Here is a 22,123-nt window from a genome sequence, read left to right on the forward strand (position 1 = left end):
TAATTGCTAATCCATTAGCGTATGGTATTGAACAAGTGAACATAAAATAAATAATTCCCAACGCATATTATTATGCGCTGGGAATAGAGCCTATTAAGGCTGGTAATTACTTATCGAAGTGAATAACCGTACGGATACTCTTACCTTCGTGTAATAGGTCGAATGACTTGTTGATGTCATCTAGGCCCATGTTGAATGAGATGAAGTCATCAAGCTTGAATTCACCTGCCATGTAACGGTCAACGATACCAGGAAGCTCTGAACGGCCTTTAACGCCACCGAATGCAGAACCACGCCATACACGACCAGTCACAAGTTGGAATGGACGGGTAGAGATCTCTTGGCCAGCGCCAGCAACACCGATGATAACTGATTCGCCCCAACCTTTGTGACAACACTCAAGTGCTGAACGCATAACGTTAACGTTACCGATACACTCAAAAGAGTAGTCTACGCCGCCATCAGTTAATTCAACAATCACTTCTTGAATTGGCTTATCGTAGTTCATTGGGTTGATGCATTCAGTTGCACCTAGTTTACGTGCTAGGTCAAACTTACTTTCGTTGATATCAATTGCAATAATACGGCTTGCTTTAGCCATAGTACCACCAATGATTGCTGCAAGACCGATACCGCCAAGACCAAAGACTGCGATAGTGTCGCCTTCTTGCACTTTAGCTGTGTTAAGTACTGCGCCCATACCGGTTGTTACACCACAACCTAATAGACATACTTCTTCAAGCGGTGCTTCTTTGCTAATTTTAGCTAAAGAAATTTCTGGTAGCACAGTGTACTCAGAGAAGGTAGAACAGCCCATGTAATGGAAGATTGGTTGACCGTCTTTGTAGAAACGGGTCGTGCCGTCTGGCATTAGACCTTTACCTTGAGTTTCACGTACTGCCTGACAAAGGTTCGTTTTACCAGATAGGCAGTATTTACACTTGCCACACTCAGCGGTGTAAAGTGGGATAACATGATCGCCAACTTCAACACTTGTAACGCCTTCACCAACCATTTCAACGATACCGCCACCTTCGTGACCAAGGATCGCAGGGAAGATACCTTCTGGATCGTCACCTGATAATGTGAATGCATCAGTGTGACATACGCCAGTTGCAACGATGCGAACTAATACTTCGCCAGCACGAGGTAACATTACATCAATTTCTTCAACAGAAAGTGGTTGTTTAGGACCCCAAGCAATAGCAGCTTTTGATTTGATAAATTTGTCAGTCATCGTTCGCTCTCTTAATATAGTTATGACCCATGTTCAAACATGGTGTTCGTTGTTAATTATAGTCACCGATTTGATATCGTCATTGTGACTTGATGCAGCTATTATATTTATTTCTTAAAGATTGATAATCCCTAAAAATGGAAAATCATTATTACACCAGTGTAACAATAACTTCTTTTTTAGGAATAAATATAGTATTAGATGGCTACTAAAATTTGTAGTCAGGGTAGACTAATATCATTAATTATATGAGGTGTTATCATCTAAATGTGATATCCCTCGCATTTGTTATTTTTCATTATCCGATTATCTAAAATACCAATAAAAAAAAAGCAATACCCAAATAGGATATTGCTTTAGAGTTTCACACTAAATAAGTGTAGGTATTATGCTTGTGGGTGATTCTGAGCATAAACATGTGTTGCGATTGCGTCCATTAGTGCTGGAGATAGGCAATCGTAAGTATTTAGACCTAGTTCATTTAGACGAGCACGGATTGCTGTCATATCTTTAGGATCTGTACCTGTTTCAATAATTGATGAAACAAAAGCAGCAAATTCAGGTGCTGACCAGCCTTCATCAGTTGATAGCTCAGTATGAACAAAATCTAAACCAAAGAAAGGGTGGTTAGTATTATCGATACGACCATACATGTGAACACCACATTCTTTACAAGCGTGACGTTTAATTGCTGCAGATTCATCGATCACTACAAGCTTGTCTGCATTTGCAATTACTTCAACGTTGTCACGTGAAATAACAGCGATTTGTGAGAATACAGCACCTTCTGGTTTCCAGCACTTAGAACAACCACAAGCGTGGTTATGTGCAGTTTGACCTGATAGTTTTACACGCACAGTATTTGATTCACAGTTACAGTTTAATACGCCACCTTGGAAGTTTTCTTTAGTAGCAGCGAAACCGTTATCAATTGCAGGGTGTAGAGATATAGACATAATGTTTCTCTTATTGGATTGTTATTAGATAATATTTATTTTGTAGGTTTATTATAATTAATTATAAAGGACATTTTAAAGTGCTACATTTAACGTAGTACAAGTGCGATCAAAATGAAAAATTAATTATAATAAGAATCAACGAAACATATATTGTGTTGGTGTAATATATTCTATGCTTAATTTTATTTTTCACAATAACGAATACAGTAATTGATTATTACCAAATAGGAACAATCAAAAATAAAGGATAGCCCTAATAAGGCACAGCTTAAAAGGGCATCATTACAATGAAATAAAATAACGGATATTTTATTTGTTTTTACTAATATGAGTTGCGATTGCATCCATTAAATCAGGAGATAAGCAATCATAAGCTTCTAAACCTAATGATTCAAAGCGTTCGCGAATTGCAGCCATTGATTTAGGATCGGTACCCGTTTCAATTACTGACGATACAAATGCAGCAAATGCAGGAGCAGACCAGCCTTGTTCATTAGAAAGCTCGGTGTGAACAAAGTCTAATCCGTAGAATGGGTGGTTAGTATCTTCAATACGGCCATACATATGAACGCCACAGTCTTTACAAGCATGACGCTGAATAGTTGCAGTTTCATCGATGACAATCAGTTTTTTAGCATTCGCTATAATTTCAACATTATCACGTGAAATTACGGCTACTTGTGAAAATAATGCACCTTTAGGCTTCCAACATTTAGAACAACCACAAGCATGGTTATGAGCGGTTTGTCCGCTTAATTTAATATTTACTTTATTTATTCGGCAATGACAGCTAATTAAACCACCTTTAAATGTATTTTTAGTTGGTTTAATTCCATTATCAATTGCAGGGTGTAATTTAATAAAATGTGTAGTTGAACCTTCAGTATTATTACCGAATAATTTAGCAAAGAATTTTTTCATTATATTAGTCTTATATTATATGTAGAGTAAGAGTATTAAATACTTGTGATAAAAATATTATCAGTAATATATTTAGGTATTAGGTATTAGGTATTAGGTATTAGGTATTAGGTATTAGGTATTAGGTATTAGGTATTAGGTATTAGGTAATTATATTCGGCTAATAATATTAACCGAATATATTATGTTGGTTTACTACATTCCGTTAGGCTGGAATAGTGCCTTTAATCGTTTAGTAATAATTAAACGCGATACAGTAAACATTCCTTCAACGGTACGTTGATGAAGGCGGAAAATAGTATCGTAAAGACGACGAATAAGACGCCCTTTAAAGACTAATTTATTTGCCATTTTTGAATTAGGTGCAAATGAGCCTACGGCAAAGTGATGCCCGACAGCAACAACCATACCACCATCTTTAAATTCAAAATCAGTCAATTCTTTGCCACGTAATAACCCAGTTAAACTTTTGGTTAAATGTACTGCAGCACGGTTAGCCGCTTGTGCTTTTGGTGGAACAAAACTACCGTCAGCTTGTGGAATTGACGCACAATCACCTAAAGCGAAAATACTATCATCAATAGTAGTCGTTAAATTAGCATTAACGATAATTTGGTTCATGCGGTTATATTCTAAACCACCCAGTCCATTTAGCCATTCAGGCGCTTTCACACCAGCAGCCCAAAATTGAATATCAGCCTCTAGTGGTTGATTATCAGCTGTGACCATGCCATGGTCTGATACTTCACTGATGCGTGTATTTAAGAGCACATTAATATTTGTACGTTGTAGCTCTTTTAATACTTTAGCAGACATTTTTTGTGGGCTATTTGGTAACACACGATCTGCTGCTTCAATTAAGTTGATTGTCAATTTTGCTGCATTGTAACGTTGTAATTTGTGACTTACTCGCGCAAGTTCAGCTGCAAGTTCAACACCCGTTGCGCCAGCACCTACAATATTAACGGTACGATCACTGCCTTCGCGTAGCAATTGACTGATTTTGTTCCATGCATGACGAGCTTGGCTTGCTGAATCAAGGAAAATACAATTATCACGAGCACCGCTAGTATTAAAGTCATTACTCACTGCGCCAACGGCAACAACAAGGTAATCATATTTAACCGCAGCATCTGTACCATCATTACGACGAACGCTAAGCATCTTGTTTTCACGATCAATATCAGTCATTGCTGCTTGATAATGTTGGTAACCATTGATTGCGCCATGGGTGAAATAGCAAACTGAATCTAGCTCGCGGTCAAAGGTACCAGCAGCAATTTCATGCAAACGTGGTTTCCAATAGTGATCTGTTTCTGGTTCAACCAGAATAATTTCATGTTTTTTTCGATTAGCTTTTGCTAATAAAGTTGATAGTTCTATACCGGCAGCACCGCCACCTACAATAACGATTCGTGACATAACGAATACCTCAAAAAAGTGAACCCTAGACATCATTCTCAGGGGATGGTCTTTCCATCATTAAATCTATGAGCTGATCCGTTGCTACAAAATGACTTTTTATTAGCCACAACACGCAGGGCGGCTACCTGATATCTTATATGTGATGAATTTCTTTGATATAAGACAATTAAATCAATCAAAATTCAAGTTCTGTGAACTCAACACGGGTATTTTTTTTAAAATATCGCTGTTGTGCTAGTGGTGACCATTATATTGCAAACTCATTTAAGGACAATGATGTAAAAAAACAAATAACCTTTACTGACTGGTAATAATAAGAGGTATAAAAATCTACTTGTAAAAATTAGTAACAATAATTTACTGGTAAACTTATAAGTTATGTGTCTTTGTGGGATATGAATAAGTATACAATTATGGCTATATAAATGAGCAGATATAGCTATCCTAGAGAATGGCTACTTTCTTATAGGGTAAGAATGTTCGAAATACTATAAAGGAAGGAGGTAGCATGAACTGGGAAGCTCATGCTAAAAATAATAATTTAAAACGATTCGATATCAGTAAATTGTCCCTGAAGCCAGTGAATAGCCGGACTTAATTGAGATCCAATTGGATAAATAAGTGATGCTGACCATACATTGCTAGTGATTTTACTGAATGAAAGGTTTAGTTTTTTTACCATCTCATTTTTAAGGTCATGTTGTAATACGAAGTCAGGTAAGCAACAAATACCAATATCTTCACGGCATAAAGACAAAATAGTATGGATATCTTCAACATGCCACAATTGCAACGCTGCTTTTGCTTCTTCAAAGGGTAAAGAATCTAAAGAAGCAGGGATTAATAGGCGCTGTTGACAAAAATCTTGATAACTTAACGTTGTTGCGCCAGCATTAAACTTATCAAGATAAGATTGAGTTGCGACCCAACTGACATTGATATTGAATGCTTGAGTGTACTCTAGATTAATTTTGTTTTCGTGGTCGAAAATACCCAGTGCAATATCTAGATTTTTAGCTTTGATCTCTTCAGCTAAACGTTTACTATTTTGTTGCATAATAAACAATTCAATATTAGGTAAATCGGATGATAACTCTTTGATTATTGATAGTATTTTGTCATTACAGACAAGAGGATCAATACCTACCTTGATTTTCACATCATTCATGTGGTAGATAGATAACGAGCGCTCAAGGAATGTTTGATATTGCGCCATCATTATTTTGGCATTTTTGAGTACATGCTCGCCTTTTTCTGTTAGACGAGGGCATTTACTTGAGCGATCAAATACTTGAAATCCTAAATCAATTTCAAAATTTTGAATAGTAAGGCTAACTGCTGCTTGTGTTTTATTTAGCTGTCGTGCAGCTGCACTAAACGAACCATATTCGGCAGCAGCAATAAATGAGCTAAGAGTTTCAATCTTTATATTCATTTTTTAACGATTCATCTTATTTATTATAATGAGTGTCGGTCATATCCTACCGTTCTACATAAGAATGACTGTAATGGTGTATCTCTAATATAACTAAAACCTATACCTAAAGACAACTATTAGTGGTTTTTATATTGATATTTATTATATTTTCTAGTTTCCACATGTAGAGATAACTCTTTATATTATGAATGTTTTTGTTTAACACGCATATAAATCAGTCGCTAAAGGTATATTTGTAGACATAGTTTCGATGTTACCCGATAAATTTAGTAACAAAGCCACTGATATTAGAAATACTCGCAAGAATCATTATAATCACGATAATTCCCCCAATGGTTGTAAGATAAAGTGGGTGCTTGTAGTCGCCAACAATATCTTTTTTGCGTGTGGCTGCAAGTACTGTCGCGAGTACGATTGGTAAAATGATACTGTTAACTAGACCTGCTAGCATAAGCAATAAGATCGGCATGTTCATTAGTACCGTGCCTAAAGTAGTTAGTATTATAAAGCCTACACACCATGACTTTTCATTACGGGCAACAATAGGGAAAAGGGTTTTTATTAATGATATAGCCATGTATGAATTGCCAACAACAGAAGTAATTGAAGCGACAAATAATACTAATCCGAAAATAAAGTAACCAATATCACCTGCGCCATGACGAAATGCATCTGCCGCCGGGTTTGATGGATCTAATGTTACCCCTGTGGTAATAACACCTAATACCGCGAAAAATAATAAGATTCGAATAATAACAGCAATAGATATACCCGCCCATGCCGTTTTGGTTACATTGTGTATATTTTCACTCCCCGTTAACTTCACATCAATTAATCGTTGCGCACCAGTATAATAGCCACCAACAGCACCTCCGACGATGGTTAACGTTGGTAATAAAAGGTTTGAAAAATCAGAAGGGGCAATAGCTGCTATTACTGTGGGTGCTAATGGCGGTAAATTAGTGAGGGCGACATAGGCAATTAATACTATCATTAGCAAACCTAAGTAACGCGCCATTTGATCCATTCGCTTGGAAGCGTTATGAACAATAAAAAGTAGGCTACCAATAACACCAGTAAAAATTGCCCCCCAAGTAGTATCCAATCCTATTAGAACATTCATACCAAGTGCTGAGCCACTGACGTTACCAAAGTTGAAAGCAACAGCCCCCAGAGCTAATAGAATACCAATGAAGTATCCCATCCCTGGTGCAACTTTATTGGCAATATCTTGAATACGTAACCCTGAAACGGCAACGATACGCCATAAGTTCATCACTATCCCAAAAGTAATAAACATTGATGCGAAAACAGGGAAAGCCATATCAACATTATAGATATTGGTAAACACCGCGGTTTGCGTTAAAAAGCCTGGGCCGACAGAGGTCGTAGCCATTAAAAAAGCAACACTTAAAATTGCTTTATTTTGCCAATTAGAATGGCGTGCAGGGTTAGTGGTGTTTAATGTGTTAGTTTGCATAATCAATCCCAAAATCAAAGTCTCTAATACTTATAAAAATAGAAAGACAACTGATGGGGATCAGCTGCATTGTAGTGCGGATGTTTTCGCTTAAGGCATTACAATATAAAAGATAATTGTAAATGTAATCGATTGCTTTAGTTGGCGCGGATAATAAAGGCAGTTATTGGCTTTGTCAATAATGTTTTTAAAAACCATAAAAAAAAGCTCTATCCTTATGAGGAGTAGAGCTTGAGGGAATATTTAATTAAAATTATTTCTCTGTAGTATGAATGGCCGCTTTAAGATCTTCAGGGTTTAAATCTGCGCGATCAAATTCTTGGGAAGCGGGCATACGGAGGTGGAAATCTTTGAAGATTTCAACTTCAGCGGTACCTTCAGTTAAAATAAAATCACTAACATGACCACCTTGAGTACGATCATCACTGATAAAATGGAAGTGGAACCCAGGTACATTAATGCCGATCATGTATTCTGGGATTTTGAAACCAATCATTACACCTGAAACATGGGTCATTTCTGCGATAGGTTGGTGTTTAACCACCTCTACCATTGGTGGATAAGGACGATGCTGTGCAGGCACTGTACGTGTTTTAACGTATGAAAACTTACCCGTTAGACGGATTGCATTAATTGCGTTGTTGGCAACAAAATCTTTTTCTAAGCATGCTTCAAATTCTGCTTTAGTTAGCTCAATAAGACTCACTTTGTCTGTAGGCTCAAAGTTGACTACTGAAGCAAAGGGCGTCGTAATATCATGATTAACTAAATGTACTTCGCCAGTACTAGTAAGTTGATATACGTCATCGCCTAAAACGATCATTTCACCGTCAAGATCATTAAAGGTACCGATACCGAAATTACCATGATTAAGCAATTGACCAATTGTAAAATCACCTTGGTATAAACCTGCAATCAAGGCACTCATCATTGAGGTTTGGTAGAAAGTTTTTTCGTTATTTTTATGGCTCATGATGTTTTCCTCTTAATCTTGTTGGCAAGGGTGAAGTTGATCAAGTAGACGACTATTATCACGGTAATCGACATTAACGTTCACCAGTACTGGGCCACTTAATGCCATTGCTTTTCGTAGTACAGGTTCAATATCATCGGCAGTATTAATTGCTAGACCATGCGCACCAAAGCTTTCTGCGTACTTAACGATATCTGGGCCCATAAAGCTCACGGCACTTTCACGACCATATTTCTTAAGTTGCTGAATTTTAACCATATCGTAGCTGTGATCTGTCCAAACAAAGTGAACAATATTACACTTATGACGTACAGCTGTTGCTAATTCCATTGATGAAAATAAGAAGCCACCGTCGCCTGACATTGAGATAACTTTTTCATTTGGTGTTAGTAGTGATGCAGCAATAGCCCAAGGCAAAGCTACCCCAAGTGTTTGCTGGCCATTACTGAACAGTAGGCGACGAGGCTCAAAAGAGTGGAAGTAGCGCGCCATCCAAATGTAGATGGAACCTACATCACAACATACAGTCGTATCATCACTTACAAAACGACGTAGGTCATGCACAAAACGTAGTGGGTGGACACCCATTGACGATGTTTTGTTAATACCCATGCGCATAATATGTTGTAAGTCTTGGCGTAAGTCTTGAAGTTTTTGATTATTCTCAAGAGGCTCTCGCTGATCTAATTCTGCTGAAATTGACTTAACAGAGACCGCAACATCACCAACAACTTCTGCAACAGGATTATAACTGGCTTCTAAATCAGCTTGTTGATAACCAATATGAATAATCGGAGTCTTACCATCTTTGTTCCATAAAATAGGATCGTATTCAATTGGGCTGTAACCAATGGTGATAATTAAGTCAGCATTATTTAATGCAATATCACCTGGCTGGTTTTTAAACAAACCAACACGGCCTAGGAAACAATCATATAAATCATGTGAAATTACACCAGCAGCTGCAAATGTATTAACCACTGCAATTTTAGTTTGCTCTAGCAACTGACGAATAGACGCAGTAACAAATGGTTGGCTTGCATCCATACCTAATAATAGGACTGGGTTTTTAGCGGCATTAATAAGATCGGCTGCTTGGCGAATGGCTTGTGGATGAGCACCACCAAATAAAATTGGTTTAGGTTGCTGTACCTGAATAAAAGGGATCTGATTCGTCAATACATCTTGAGGTAGGCTGACAAAACTTGCTCCTTGAGTAGGTTGCTCTGCAATACGAAATGCTTTGTGAACCACATCAGATACAGAAGCACTGTCCATGACTTCTGCGGAAAATTTACTAATCGGATTAAAGAGAGAGCGTGTATCCATTGATTGGTGCGTATTATGAGAATACATCGAAAGCGGGACCGCACCAGCCAGCGCAACAACAGGGTCACCTTCACTGTTTGCTGTTGCAACACCTGTAACAAGGTTAGATGCGCCAGGTCCTGATGTTGCCAGACAAACACCTGCTTTTCCTGTTAAACGTCCCGTTGCTGCCGCCATAAAAGCTGCATTTTGTTCATGGTGACAAATAATGATTTCAGGCCCGTTATCACATACAGCATCAAAGACTGAATCGATTTTAGCGCCCGGAATACCGAAAATATGCGGAACATCGTGTGCGTTTAGGGTTGCAACGACAAGCTCTGCACCTGAAATGGTTTTATTTGACATATAAGCCTCATGGTTATGATTATTAATCGGCTCAGAACATTTTTCGCTAAATCGAATTTTATGTGATGAGTAGCACAAAAATAAATTATTTATCATACAAATTAAAGAGGCTAAAACTGGAAGTTAATATTACTTATTTAAATGATGGTGGTGGGATTGATTGCTTAATGAAGTGAAACTGGATGTACTAGGGGGCGATGGGGAGTGTATCGATTTATCTATAAACAAAAATGCAGGAACCTCAAATGAGGCCCTGCAATTTATTAATGTTGTTATAGCATGATGTTAGCAATCAAGGCTGATAAAACACTGACTAAGGTAGAACCATAAAGTAGACGTAAGCCAAAACGAGCAACCATATTACCTTTTTCTTCGTTTACCCCTTTAACTGCACCGGCAATGATACCAATAGAGCTAAAGTTCGCGAATGAAACAAGGAAGATAGAAACAGTACCAACAGTGTGTGCTGATAAGCTACCCATTTGTTTTTGTAGATCCATCATTGCAACAAATTCATTAGTAACAAGTTTGGTCGCCATGATACTACCAGCTTGTAATGCTTCATGAGCAGGTACGCCCATTAGCCATGCGACAGGGTAGAACAAGTAACCGATTATGTTTTGGAAACTGATACCAAAAGCAGCACTAAAGCCAGCATTAATCATGGAGATTAAGGCAATGAAACCAATAAGCATTGCTGCAACAATAACCGCAACTTTAAAGCCCATTAAGATGTATTCACCTAGCATTTCAAAGAAAGTTAATGTTTCGCCACTTTCTGCTGCCATCATCTCATCAATATCCATTTCAGCTTCATGATCATAAGGATTGATAATGGAAAGAATGATAAAGGTGCTAAACATGTTAAGGAACAATGCCGCTACAACATATTTAGGATCGATAAGTTTCATGTATGAGCCGACGATAGACATCGAAACTGTCGACATTGCCGTTGCTGCAAGGGTATACATACGGCGTTCAGACATACCGCCTAAAATATTCTTATAAGTAATAAAGTTTTCAGACTGTCCAACCATTAATGCACTGATCGCGTTAAATGATTCTAGTTTACCCATACCGTTAACTTTAGAGAGTAAAAAGCCTAGAGCTTTGATGATATATGGCAATACTTTTATATGTTGTAAAATACCAATTAATGCAGAAATAAATACAATTGGCATCAATACACTAAGGAAGAAGTTAAAATCATTATTATTCGATAAATTACCGAACACAAAATTAGTACCCTCTGCTGCAAATGCAAGCAAGCCATTAAAGGCATCAGCAAACTCTTTAACAATACCTGTACCAGCTGAAGAATTAAGTAGGAAGTAAGCTAATGCTAATTCAATAATAAGCAGTTGAATAATATATCGATATTTAATGTTTTTTCGGTCATTACTGGCGAGTAAAGCTAATACTGCAATAACGACTAGCCCGAGTATAAAGTGTAGATAGACCATATTGGATTGTGCTCAGTGTGATTATTATCTGTTTATGCGGTTATGCTGAACGATTTCATTCTTAGATAAAGTGATATATATCGCACTTTTAATCCAGTGGTTTTTTTTGTAATTGACAAGAACTAATTTCTCAAATTTACGCAATCGCTTGCTATTTATTTGAATCTGACTATTGAAAATGTTAAAAAATGATTTTTATCGTCTGTGTGAATTATTATAACTGAACGTTTTTGTGACTTAATTCTCATTAATTGTCGTTTTTAAGCTATTTTGTTTAATTATTATCGTAGGTTATGAGTGATATTTGTTGTAACTAAGGGGTTGGGTTTGAAATTGTGATAGCGCTATTTCACAGGGTTGGATTGATTTACAGTACTAATATTACAATTTAATATTGGAAATGTGAGTGCTGATTAGTAGTAGCTGTAATTTACATTAAAGATAAAAAATAGGATGATATTTGTTCTATTCATATTTTTATTGGTAGCGTAATGAAAAAGTCATCTAAAAACCGTAAATTATGGTATTTCCAGAAACAAGATCGTCGCACGAAGCATTTATCTTCACCTAACTTAAAAGCATAATATAATACTGAGTGTGAAGTTATGCTTTTAATAACTTATATGATACTGCTGTGATAGTCGTTATTTGAATAATACTGAAGCATCAAATCGATACGGTGGAATAAACGGTCGAATACCTGAATCGCGAAAGCGTTTTAGTTTCATTATTTGCTTATAAACAATAAAGTAACGATTAATATTATTAACATAGACAATAGGCTGTATCCCAATGTGTTTGCGAGTAATAAGTTCAACATTATTAAACCAAACATCAGGGTTATAGCCTTGTTCTTTTGCATATCGACGCATTTTATTAATATTTCCTGGGCCTGCATTATAAGCGGCTAATGAAAGATAGATTTTATTATCATAATCTATATCATCACTACTAAAATATTGATCTTGCAGGTAACGCATATATTTTATACCAGCATGAATATTATTCGTTGAGGTATAAATGTTAGGGATATCAACATTAGGATCACGTGCAGTACTGGGTAATATTTGCATGATTCCTACAGCACCTTTGTTGGATACTTTATGTTGATTAAGGCCAGATTCTTGGAATCCTTGCGCCATTAACATTAAGTAATCAAAATCATATTGCTTTGAATAGCGAAAGAAAATATGTGATAGTTTTTCCATTCTATCGATATTATTAGGATCAAGTAGGGTATGAAGCCAACGATGATTTTCAAGGTATTTGTTGTAAATCATGTTACCGATTAAAGTTCCTTCTTTTACGGTATTAATATATTGATTAACTAATGCCATTAATTTAGGACTATCTTTACGCATTGCCCATGCAATTTGGCCATTGTTACGTAAAACAAAGCTATTATTTATACGAATATTTTTTAAAATCGGTTGCCAAATTTTTATTTTATGATCATCAATGACAGTTGCATTTAGTAAGTCTAAATTAATAAGTTCTAGTAATTCATAGTCTTGTAGAGTTTCGTCTATAAATAATATTGATGCTAACGGTAAGTTTTGCATCCGTAATTTATTATTAAGTTTGAGTAAACTTTGATAGTAACTTGAACTTTTTCTGATCCATATTGTTTGACCACTTAAATCGGTTACTTTGGTAAATGGTGGCTGTTTCTTATTATTAATAAGGATTTCTGAAATATTACTCAGTACAGGTTGGCTAAAGGCGACCTTTTTTTTCCGTTCGGCTGTAATAGTAATATTAGCAACTGCTAAGTCGCCTAAACCATTAATGACATAAGGTAGTAAGTTATCACGATGAACAGGAATAATTTGTAGGTGTAGTGAAGGGTGCTTCTTATGAATATCTTTTTCAAAGTGTTGCAATAAGTCAGCAATAATTCCTTTGGTGATACCATCTTCGATGTAATAGAAGCCTAGATCCGCAGCTACGAGTACTCTCAGTACTCGCTTTTTTTCCAGTTCCGCTAAATCGCCAACATATTCAGTTCCACTTAGAGGTGTAAGCTGAATTGAATTGGCATGGAAACTTATTAATAGTAAACACAAAGCAAGGAGTCTGCGTTTATATTTAATGAGGTGCGGAATATTCGTCATTATTTGTCTGCCATGCCGAAGGAAACGTAAATTAATATGTTTGGAACTAATTATGGCTGTGAATGGAGAAATTTTCCTATTTATATCGTGATTTTGTATGATTTATAGTGATTTTTCATATATTAAAGATAATGATATGATAGTTAATTAGTGCTTTTTTCTATTGTGAATTTTATGGATAACTAATTAATAATGAAGAGAATTCTAGCAGGGTTGATAGCTATATTATTACTGTCATCATGTAGTATGGCAGCCACATATTTTGTGCGAAATACTCTTTATGTAGATGTTTTGACATATATGCCTAAAAATCTAAGCGAGACATCGGGTTTAGCCATTATTGATGGTGATGTTTGGACTCACAATGATACCTACGGTCAAAATAAGCTTTATCGGTTAGATCATGATTTTAAGGGGGTGGCACAAATTGTAAAAGTTGATAAGAGTCGTAATCGAGATTGGGAAGATTTAGCGGAAGATCAGCAATTTTTATATGTTGGCGACATTGGCAATAATCTAGCAAACCGTGAAGGTGGTGTGATTTATAAAATAGATCGAAACCAGCTTAACCAACAGCGAGTAGTAACCCCGACAGCGGCGTTAAAATATCAATATACTGATTTTAAGAAAGGTTGGTTTAATAAGCACAATTTCGATAGTGAAGCGATTACAGTGGTTGGTGATCAAATCTGGCTGTTTACCAAGAATTGGAAAAATGAAAAAACAAAGCTTTATCAGTTGAATAAATCAAAAGTAGATCAAGTTCAACATGTGAAACCGATTGCTGAATATGCGAGTAAAGGGTTAATTACTAGTGTTGATTATGATCCCAAAACAGCGACATTAGCGTTCCTTGGATATCGTCGAAATCTGTATTTAGGATATTCATTCATTTGGTTAGTCAAAGTGAAGAATAATAAGCCAGATTGGTCGACTGGTATTTATAAGCGGTTAGGTATTTATTCGCAATGGGAAGCTATTCATTGGTATGGTGCTGGGAAATTATTAATTACGGCTGAGAAAAATCCGTTAAATAAAGCTATGATCGGTACGGTTGATGTACAAAAGCTACTAGATACGGGTGAATAGCAATGAATTATCTGTTATTATTTATCGATAATTTCGCTGTGATTATTGCAACCACAGCATACTAAGTTGGATAAATTGTGACTAATAACGATGTTTTGCGCCGTGTTCGCTATACTTTTGATTTAAATGATAGTGAGATGATCGCTATTTTTGCTGCGGCTGACTGTGAAGTAACGCGTGAGCAAGTGTGCAGTTGGTTAAAAGCTGACGATGCAGAAGGTTATAAAAGTTGTTCTGATGAGCAAGTTGCTATTTTTTTAAATGGTTTTATTAATCAAAAGCGTGGCAAAAAAGAAGGCGAACAGCCTGCGCCAGAGCAAAAAATCACAAATAATATTATTTTTAGAAAATTGCAGATTGCACTAAATCTAAAAGCAGAAGATGTGCTTGATTTGTTGAAGTTAGTTGATTTTCGTTTAAGCAAGCATGAATTAAGTGCTTTCTTCCGTAAAGTGGATCATAAACACTACCGTGAGTGTAAAGATCAAGTATTACGTAACTTTTTACAAGCACTACAGATTAACCTTCGTGGTGTAGAATCATTAGAAGAAACAACTGACGAAAAGTAATTCGTCTTCGTTGAAATGAAATATTAAGAGCAGCTTCTATTGAAGCTGCTTTTTTATTGGCTACTGTTTGGTAAATAGATATTTAGGCGTTAGTTCTTGAAATATTTACTAACATATTTGTCAATTTATTCGTGGTATTGATTGTACTAATCAAAGAAAAAAATTGGTTAGTTTGTAAGCTATCAACTTCAGTCATAAATATTGAGTCGGTGAGCTTATGAAAATTAAGGATAATTTTAAACAACCACGTATTGGTATCATTGGTGGTATGGGCAATGAGGCAATGGTCGATTTGATGCTAAAAATGACTTCGCTGGCAGTGGATAGAGACTATCAATTTGTTGCTTTTGGAAATGCTCGTTTAGCTTATAAGCCTCAAGAAGTGATGCAACAATGGTTATCGACTGATATACCTGAATTACGTAAATTTGATACCGCAGCTTATACATTACGATTAATGCAGTATTTAGACGTTGATCATATTGGCTTAGCGTGTAATAGCGCCCATGAATTATTTCGGCGTATATTACCGAATATCCCTGTAGCATTTGTCGATATGATTAATCAAACAGCAACCTCATTACAAGGTTGTCAAGATACGGTCTTAGTGATGGGAGTGAATAGTTTAGTCGAGTCAGGACTGTATCAAACGGCATTAACAGCAAAGGGAATTACAGCCACTCAGCCATCAGTCGTTAATCAAGCGAAGATTATGGAAGCGATTTACAATCCAAGTTTTGGCATTAAAACGGCTAAAATTACCAAGCAAGCAGAGTTATTGTTATGTGAAGTGATCACTGATGAAATTGCAACACAAGGATGCACCAAAGTCGTATTAGGTTGTACAGAATTACCATTGGCATTAACGGCGACAAGTTGTCTGCGATTTAAAGTAGAAGGTATGTTACCTGCTAACGTTGAGGTGATTGATGCGTCGATGGCTTTGGCACAAGCGTTAGTATCATATCAAGGAACAAGCGAGCCATTAATCCAACCTTTGGCCTCTTATCAAGGACAATATTTAGATTGGTCGACACCACTGGCTTTTAAAGTTAACTCATTAGCCCAAAGCGTACTTATTCAGCAGCGTATTTTTGAGTATACAGTAGATTATTTAACTGATCGTAATCAGTGTCTTGCTGGCAGTTACTTCCATTTACCAACATTATTCTTTTCTGAATCAGCAACAGATATTGAGCAAAAGTTATTGGCGTTAGATATTAACGTTTATAGCAATATTAATATATTAGATAACATTATCATGGATAAATTAGCCTATTATTATTCTGACTTTTAACTATTTAATTTTCAGATGAAAGAGGTAGATAAAACTATCTACCTCTGGTGATTATTTTTTCCGTTATAGTGTTATTTCTTTCGTCATTCCAGCTTGTGCGTGACCCGCCATATTACAAGCAAGTTCAACTTTGTTACTACCATGGAAATGCCATAATACTTGTTTCGCTGTACCAGGGGCTATTATAACGCTATTACCATTATCAGCTTGGTGCTCTTTAGTCATTGTTCGGTATTGTGCTTGCTCTTGGGGAGAGCCAATTGAAAACTCGTGCGCCATCTTTCCTTGGTTAATAATGACAAACTGCACCACGTCGTTAGGCTTGATATCGACGGGTTTTTTAAAGGTGATTTTCATGTCATCAGAAAGAATGACATAAGCCACTTTATCGGGTTTTGAACCTGTTGCTGGCATCCCTACATCAGACATACTTTTCATATTCATCATCTGATGGTCCATTTTATTGGAATCCATTTGTGAGTGATCCATCGTACTATGATCCATTACAGCATGATCCATCGTTGAGTGATCCATAGCAGCGATGGCATGGGGGGTTGTTAAGACCAGTACTAAAGTAAACAGTATTTTTTTCATGGTTCATTCCTTGTTATTGATGATTAATTTGCGGGTGTTGTTGTCGTGGTTTTAAGCTCACGGCTTTTCCAAAGTTTGAAAATTGCCGGAAGTACTAATAGGGTAAGTAACAGTGCGGAGGCCATACCGCCAATCATAGGGGCAGCTATACGCTGCATCACTTCAGATCCAGTACCTGAGCCATACATGATTGGGATCAAACCAATAATAACGGTTAATACGGTCATCATTACTGGGCGTACGCGTAATCCAGCCCCTTCGCTAATCGCTTGCTGTAAATCATCAGCAGTTAACTGGCGTTGTTGGTTTTGTGCATCTTGTTTTTTAAATGCCCATGACTGATTGAGGTACACCAGCATAATCACACCAATTTCAACAGCGACACCAGAGAGAGCGATAAAGCCCACGCCAACAGCAATAGAGAAATTGAAGCCAAGAATGAGCATCAGCCATAAACCACCGACCATTGCTAAGGGAAGTGTCGCCATAATAATGAACACTTCCTGTAGACGGCGAAAACTGAAATAGAGCAGCAGCATAATAATGGCAAGAGTAATGGGTGTAACAATGCTTAAACGGGCTTTTGCTCGTTCCATGTACTCATATTGACCTGACCATGCTAATGAATACCCTGCTGGGAGCTGTAATTGTTCTGCAACTACTTGCTGTGCTTCGCTAACATAAGAACCTAAATCTCGCAGTTCAATATCGACAAATACCCATCCATTTGGACGCGCATTTTCGGTTTTGATCATCGGTGGACCATCTTCATAACGAATATCAGCTATATCAGCCAAAGCAATACGTGCACCATTAGGGGTAATTAACGGTAAATTTTGTAATTTAACCGCTGAATCTCGATAAGCTTGCGGGTAACGGACATTAATTGGATAACGTTCTAATCCTTCAATAGTTTCCCCAACAGTCATTCCGCCTACAGCGGTAGATACGATTTGTTGAACGTCTTTAATTGCTAGTCCATAACGAGCAGCCTGACGGCGATTAATATCAATCGTGATATAGCGGCCACCAGCGACGCGCTCAGCATAGACAGATGTAGTACCTGAAATATTATTGAGGATAGGTTCAAGCTCAGCACCGATCTTTTCGATCACTTTAAGATCGGGGCCTGCAATCTTGATCCCTATCGGTGTTTTAATGCCTGTCGCTAACATATCAATTCGAGTTTTGATCGGCATTACCCAAGCGTTAGTTAGCCCTGGAAATTGGATCAACTGATCTAATTGCTGGCGTAAAGATTCAGTGGTAACACCATCTCGCCATTGATCCCGTGGTTTTAATTGGATCACCGTTTCAATCATGGTTAAAGGCGCTGGATCTGTTGCAGTATCTGCACGGCCGACTTTACCCCAAACGGTAGCGACCTCAGGAACGGTTTTGATCAGTTTGTTGGTTTGTTGCAACAGCTGGCGTGCTTTACCAATCGAAATACCGGGGTAGGTTGTTGGCATGTACATCAAATCACCTTCATCTAACGGTGGAATGAATTCACTACCAAGCTTGGTTAATGGGTACAACGAAGAAGCCATTAAGCAGATAGCCACAATAATCATTGTTTTTGGGAATTTGAGGCTTAAATTTAATAATGGTCGATAAAGAGCTATCACTGCTCGGTTAACTGGGTTTTTATGTTCAGGTAGAATTTTACCTCGAACAAAATAGCCCATTAGTACGGGTACTAACGTTATCGCTAAACCTGCCGCCGCCGCCATGGCATAGGTTTTGGTAAATGCCAATGGCGAGAACATTTTTCCTTCTTGCCCTTCGAGAGCAAATACTGGCACAAAACTTAAGGTAATGATCAGTAATGAGAAAAATAGTGGGGTACCAACTTCTTCAGCGGCTTTGCCAATCACTTGCCAACGATTTTTATCTGTTAGTGGTGTGCGTTCAATATGCTTATGAACATTTTCTATCATTACGATAGCCCCATCAACCATGGCACCGATGGCAATTGCAATACCACCTAATGACATGATATTGGCATTAATACCTTGCCAATGCATGATGATAAAAGCCGATAAAATCCCAATGGGTAAGCTAATCGCTATTACTAATGAAGAACGAATATGGAATAAAAAGAGGGCACAAACGATGGCTACCACTAGAAATTCTTCAGCAAGTTTTTGCCAAAGATTTTTAACAGCATGATCAATTAACGTTGAGCGATCATAGGTGGCAACAATTTCCACCCCTTCAGGTAATCCTCGTTGTAATTGTGCCAGTTTTGTTTTGAGGTTAGTGATCACTTGACTGGCATTTTCACCAAAGCGCATCACAATCACGCCACCAACGGCTTCACCTTCGCCATTGAATTCAGAAATACCACGTCGCATTTGTGGGCCAAGGTTAATATCTGCAATATCGCCTAATAATAATGGAGTACCATTTTCCGTGACTTTTAGCGGTAATGATTTTATATCTTCAATATTGGTTAAATAACCAGTGGTACGCACCATATGTTCAGCTTCAGCCATTTCAATAACAGAGGCACCTGTTTCTTGGTTACCGTTTTGAATCGCCATATTGACTTGCTGTAACGTCAGGTTATATGCCCGTAATTTGGAGGGATCTATTTGAACTTGGTATTGTTTAACCATACCACCAACAGTTGCGACCTCAGAGACGCCAGCGACGGTTTGGAGTTCATATTTTAGAAACCAATCTTGTAAACTACGTAGTTCTGCTAGATCGTGTTTGCCGGTTTTGTCTTGTAATACGTAGCTATAAATCCAGCCAACCCCTGTTGCATCTGGGCCTAAGGTAGGTTTTGCATTGGCGGGTAATTTAGGCGCAACTTGGCTTAAATATTCCAGTACTCGTGAACGAGCCCAATACATATCGGTATTATCATTAAAGATAATATAGACATAAGAATCCCCAAAGAAGGAATAACCACGTACAGTTTCGGCGCCTGGTACGGCTAACATAGCGGTTGTTAATGGGTAAGTGACTTGATCCTCAACCACTTGTGGTGCTTGACCGGGATAGCTGGTTTTAATAATTACCTGAACATCGGAAAGATCGGGTAGGGCATCAACTGGCGTATTTTTAACACTGTATAAACCACCAATCGTTAAAAATAATGCGGCAATCAAGACTAATAAACGGTTGTTGATTGACCACCGGATAATAGCAGGGATCATAGTGTACTCTCCATTGGTTGAAGATCTTGTAGCGTGTAATCACTGCCATTTTTAACCAGTTTAAATCGAACGGACTGGCCTTGTTTAAAATGGTTTAAAGCAATGGTGTCATTAACCGTAAAGTTCATTTCACCTGCGGGCCATTGCCATGCAGGAACAGGCTGGTGGTTAACGGTGATCATATTGAAATCAGCCATTAACATTGAAATATCACCATTGACCCAAACTTCATTAATAGCCTTCTTGGTATCTTTCTTATAATCAATAATTTGATATTGATTGTTGGCTGTTTTTTTGATTTCAAATTTAAGTGGTTGACCTACAGTTAACGTATTGATAGCCAGCTTTTTATTGACGTTGAAATCCATTGTCATCGCAGGCCAATTCCAAGCACTCACGGGCTGGTGGTTGATTGTTAGTACACCCTGATCGGCATTGATCGCGGTGATCTCACCTTTGGCCCAAGTGACGATAGGGGTTTTATCGACATTGTCGACACCATTAATGCGAGACAGATCAGCACTTTTACTTGACTCTGAATCAAGTAAAAATTGTGCAGAAGTGACAATACGATCTGCTGTTGTTAATCCTGCTAACACTTCAACTCGATTATTGGCTTCTCGACCAATCTTGATCCTTGCTGATCGATATTTACCATTATCTTCAGCTAATACGACACGGGTCATATCACCAGAGCGGATAACGGCTTGGGTTGGCACGGTGAGTACAGCTTTATCAGTGGTAGGAGTGAGAGTGATGTTGACAAACATATTCGGTTTTAATTGACCGTTATGGTTGGCAAATTTTAACCGCATCCGTAATGTACGCGTTTTAGGGTCTAAAATTGGATAAACATAATCCACGCTGCCTTGCCATTGCTGACCAGGGATGGCATCTAATGCCATGGTGGCTTTACTGTTCGTGGTTATCCAGTGTGCTTGGCGTTCAAATATTTCGGCATTAACCCAAACTTCATTTAGAGGCCCTGCACTTATAGCGACTTGTGCCGGAGATAAATATCCTCCTTCGCGCACGTTTAAACTGGCAATAACACCATCGGCGATGGCTTTTACTTCGATTGTTTTAGTCGCTTTGCCCGTTTTAATGATTTGTTCAATTTGCTGTTTATCTACTCCAAGAGCCATTAAGCGATCACGCGCACCTCGCATTAAGCCACTGCGATCAGTCCGATAGGCATTGAGTAATTCTTGTTGGGATTTAACTAGTTCAGGTGAATATAGTGTAAATAGTACATCGCCTTTATGAACTTGCTCGCCCACAGCATTAACATACAATTTTTGCACCCAACCACTGACTCGAATATTCGTTTGCCACAGATGACTTTCATCAAAAGCAACATAGCCGATGGTATCTATTTGCGGAGATAGCTTTTGTTTAATAACTGCTGCTGTTTTTACACCTAGGTTATTTTCTACTGCAGCGTTAATGGTGACTGTGCCGGCAACAGTGGTTGCTGGAGAATCTTCAGCATAGACCGGAATTAAATCCATCCCCATTGGTGATTTACCTGGTTTATCTCGCTGATAATTAGGATCCATCGGAGCCACCCAATATAACGGTTCCTTGTCTGTCGCCGTTGCTGTAATAGCTGTCATAGATGTTGAGTTACTGGAGATATAACGGGTTGCTGCTACACCAATAGCCGTACCAATAAGTAACGCAACGGTGGCGATTTTAACTGTATTTTTTGAAGACATGA

Annotated in this window: 16 protein-coding genes; 3 read left to right on the plus strand and 13 right to left on the minus strand. The window is 37.7% G+C overall.

Annotated features, from left to right (window positions below):
• Positions 1–106: 106 nt before the first annotated feature.
• The 10 genes from PPBDW_RS06240 to PPBDW_RS06285 all read right to left on the minus strand — a co-directional run bounded on the left by PPBDW_RS06240 (position 107) and on the right by PPBDW_RS06285 (position 13,687).
• The gene (locus tag PPBDW_RS06240) at positions 107–1,237 is read right to left on the minus strand and encodes an S-(hydroxymethyl)glutathione dehydrogenase/class III alcohol dehydrogenase (RefSeq protein ID WP_036794131.1); all 1,131 of its coding nucleotides are present in this window, start codon (positions 1,235–1,237) and stop codon (positions 107–109) included.
• A gap of 386 nt (positions 1,238–1,623) precedes the next feature.
• Positions 1,624–2,193, minus strand: a complete 570-nt coding sequence (gene gfa, locus PPBDW_RS06245) for an S-(hydroxymethyl)glutathione synthase (RefSeq protein WP_036794134.1) — start codon at positions 2,191–2,193, stop codon at positions 1,624–1,626.
• Positions 2,194–2,505: 312 nt separating this feature from the next.
• The gene (gene gfa, locus PPBDW_RS06250) at positions 2,506–3,117 is read right to left on the minus strand and encodes an S-(hydroxymethyl)glutathione synthase (RefSeq protein ID WP_080888950.1); all 612 of its coding nucleotides are present in this window, start codon (positions 3,115–3,117) and stop codon (positions 2,506–2,508) included.
• Between the two features lie 195 nt (positions 3,118–3,312).
• Positions 3,313–4,539 carry an NAD(P)/FAD-dependent oxidoreductase gene (locus PPBDW_RS06255; protein WP_036794135.1) on the minus strand — a complete coding sequence of 409 codons (1,227 nt, stop codon included), beginning with the start codon at positions 4,537–4,539 and terminating at the stop codon, positions 3,313–3,315.
• Between the two features lie 544 nt (positions 4,540–5,083).
• On the minus strand, positions 5,084–5,977 hold the full coding sequence (locus PPBDW_RS06260; protein WP_036794137.1) for a LysR family transcriptional regulator: 894 nt from the start codon (positions 5,975–5,977) through the stop codon (positions 5,084–5,086).
• A 256-nt stretch (positions 5,978–6,233) separates the two neighbouring features.
• Positions 6,234–7,460 carry an NRAMP family divalent metal transporter gene (locus tag PPBDW_RS06265; RefSeq protein ID WP_036794140.1) on the minus strand — a complete coding sequence of 409 codons (1,227 nt, stop codon included), beginning with the start codon at positions 7,458–7,460 and terminating at the stop codon, positions 6,234–6,236.
• Positions 7,461–7,713: 253 nt separating this feature from the next.
• Positions 7,714–8,433, minus strand: a complete 720-nt coding sequence (budA, locus tag PPBDW_RS06270) for an acetolactate decarboxylase (protein ID WP_036794141.1) — start codon at positions 8,431–8,433, stop codon at positions 7,714–7,716.
• Positions 8,434–8,445: 12 nt separating this feature from the next.
• Entirely contained in the window at positions 8,446–10,110 is a 1,665-nt protein-coding gene (alsS, locus tag PPBDW_RS06275) for an acetolactate synthase AlsS (protein ID WP_036794142.1), read from the minus strand.
• Positions 10,111–10,382: 272 nt separating this feature from the next.
• Positions 10,383–11,573: a NupC/NupG family nucleoside CNT transporter gene (locus tag PPBDW_RS06280; RefSeq protein ID WP_036794143.1), complete on the minus strand. Its 1,191-nt coding sequence runs from the start codon at positions 11,571–11,573 to the stop codon at positions 10,383–10,385.
• A 644-nt stretch (positions 11,574–12,217) separates the two neighbouring features.
• Positions 12,218–13,687 (minus strand): MltF family protein, encoded by a 1,470-nt coding sequence (locus PPBDW_RS06285; RefSeq protein WP_036794144.1) that lies wholly within the window; start codon positions 13,685–13,687, stop codon positions 12,218–12,220.
• A 192-nt stretch (positions 13,688–13,879) separates the two neighbouring features.
• On the opposite strand from PPBDW_RS06285, the gene PPBDW_RS06290 reads away from it, so the two are divergent.
• The 3 genes from PPBDW_RS06290 (at position 13,880) to PPBDW_RS06300 (ending at position 16,642) form a co-directional block, all read left to right on the plus strand.
• A complete protein-coding gene (locus PPBDW_RS06290; RefSeq protein ID WP_036794145.1) occupies positions 13,880–14,776 on the plus strand; it encodes a hypothetical protein in 897 nt (298 codons plus the stop codon).
• A 77-nt stretch (positions 14,777–14,853) separates the two neighbouring features.
• On the plus strand, positions 14,854–15,345 hold the full coding sequence (locus PPBDW_RS06295; protein ID WP_036794146.1) for a YehS family protein: 492 nt from the start codon (positions 14,854–14,856) through the stop codon (positions 15,343–15,345).
• A 217-nt stretch (positions 15,346–15,562) separates the two neighbouring features.
• Complete coding sequence (locus PPBDW_RS06300; RefSeq protein WP_036794147.1) at positions 15,563–16,642, plus strand: aspartate/glutamate racemase family protein; 1,080 nt, start codon at positions 15,563–15,565, stop codon at positions 16,640–16,642.
• A 63-nt stretch (positions 16,643–16,705) separates the two neighbouring features.
• Here PPBDW_RS06300 and copI read toward each other — a convergent pair whose 3' ends face one another.
• Genes copI through PPBDW_RS06315 form a run of 3 tightly spaced genes read right to left on the minus strand, consistent with a single transcriptional unit; the run spans position 16,706 to position 22,121 of the window.
• Entirely contained in the window at positions 16,706–17,236 is a 531-nt protein-coding gene (copI, locus tag PPBDW_RS06305; protein ID WP_036794148.1) for a copper-resistant cuproprotein CopI, read from the minus strand.
• Positions 17,237–17,259: 23 nt separating this feature from the next.
• A complete protein-coding gene (locus PPBDW_RS06310) occupies positions 17,260–20,403 on the minus strand; it encodes an efflux RND transporter permease subunit (RefSeq protein WP_036794150.1) in 3,144 nt (1,047 codons plus the stop codon).
• Positions 20,400–22,121 carry an efflux RND transporter periplasmic adaptor subunit gene (locus PPBDW_RS06315; RefSeq protein ID WP_036794152.1) on the minus strand — a complete coding sequence of 574 codons (1,722 nt, stop codon included), beginning with the start codon at positions 22,119–22,121 and terminating at the stop codon, positions 20,400–20,402. Before PPBDW_RS06315 ends, PPBDW_RS06310 begins: the two co-directional genes overlap by 4 nt.
• Between the last annotated feature and the right edge of the window lie 2 nt (positions 22,122–22,123).

The organism is Photobacterium kishitanii, assembly GCF_000613045.3.
Classification (GTDB): Bacteria; Pseudomonadota; Gammaproteobacteria; order Enterobacterales; family Vibrionaceae; genus Photobacterium; species Photobacterium kishitanii.